General features: G+C 63.0%; 1 protein-coding gene. It reads right to left on the bottom strand.

Annotated features, from left to right (window positions below):
- Positions 1-1,309 (bottom strand): IS5 family transposase (locus IEX53_RS23600; RefSeq protein WP_188826608.1); only part of this gene is annotated, 1,309 nt, incomplete at its 3' end.
- Between the last annotated feature and the right edge of the window lie 114 nt (positions 1,310-1,423).

Raw genomic sequence — 1,423 nt, 5'->3', positions numbered from 1 at the left:
TCCACAGCCACAACAAGCTCTTCAACCATTTGACGAGGAGGGAGAAGTTATATCCGGCGGCGGCGAGGACGGCATTGATGGCGTCGCCTTGCTTGCCGGCCAGATAGTTGCGGTCCATGCGGTGTTCGGCTTTGATATGGCCGATGACCGGCTCGACGGCGGAGCGTCGCCGCATCTGGCGCTTGATGGCCGGGGTGACATTGCGCTTCTGACCGGCGGTGAAGACCCGCAGCTTGTGGCTATCCGGCGCATTGTGGCCGCGATAGCCGGCATCGGCGAGGATGCGTCCGATCTCATTGCCGATGGCCGCCTCCATGTCGGGAATGATGGTGGCCAGCGTATGGCCGTCATAGGGATTGCCCGGCAGCGCCTTGGCGTGCAGGGCAAACTGGCCGCCTTTGCAGCGGTTCAGCGTGGTGGCGATGGAGACCTTGACGCCGAATTCGTAGGGCCTGTGCGCCTTGCCCTTGCCAATGCATTCGACCTCCGGCGCGTGCAGACTGTAAATCTTGTCTGGCCCGCGCTGGCCTCGCCGCTGTTCCAGCACCGTTTGGGCCTGATGGAGCGGCCGGAGGAAGACGGAGCGCAGCGTCTCGTCCTCGCCGATTCGGCGCTTGATGTCGCGGATGGTGCGGCCCAGATAGGTCTTGAGCGTCCGCAGAGCCTTCCCCGCCCGCTTGAACTGTTTGGCGTGGGCGTAACGCTGGTGCCGGATCAGCGCCAGCTTGCCGACCCGGACATAGGTCTGACGTAACGTCACGCCGTTCTTCCTGGCCAGCTTCACCAGCCGCTCGCGCGCCCGGTTGAGAAGCTTCGCATCGGTCGGGAACATCACGTTCTTCGGCTGGACGGTCGTATCGATAATCACCTGCCGCGTATCCTGCGGCTGCATCGCTCCCGTTTTGACCGCCACGGCCAGGCTCTCTTGCAGCAGCGCGCTCAGCCGCTCCTCGCCCATGCGATGGCGCCAGCGCGTCATCGACGAACGGTCGAAGGGCAGTTCGTGGCGGAAGAACTCTTCGCCGCACAAATACTGGAAGTAGGGGTTCTCCACCCAGCGGGCGCACAGTTCCTCATCCGACAGATTGAAGCTGTGCTTCAGGATTGCCAGCCCCGCCATCAGTCTGGTCGGCAGCGGCGGCATGCCCGGACGGTCGGAATAAACCTCGCCGAAGCGCTGCTCCAGATGCGGCCAGTCGATCGCCCGCGCCAGCCGCACCAGCTCGTGCTTCATGTTGAGGATCTGATCCAGCCGGGAGCGGAACAGATCCTGCTCTCCCGTCTCGCGCCGCTCGCGTGGCCTCGACATCGCCATTCTCCGGTTTGTCGCAGATCAGACCAGTGAATCATGCTTCACCGAGCCGGAAAACCGCAAAAGCATTTTGCAGGAAAATCACCCTCAACGAGCGGTTTTCCTGCAACA

Source organism: Paramesorhizobium endophyticum, assembly GCF_014640615.1.
GTDB classification, from domain to species: domain Bacteria; phylum Pseudomonadota; class Alphaproteobacteria; order Rhizobiales; family Rhizobiaceae; genus Paramesorhizobium; species Paramesorhizobium endophyticum.
The sequence above is the reverse complement of the archived record's forward strand: the minus strand, read 5'-3'. Positions and strand labels throughout refer to the sequence as shown.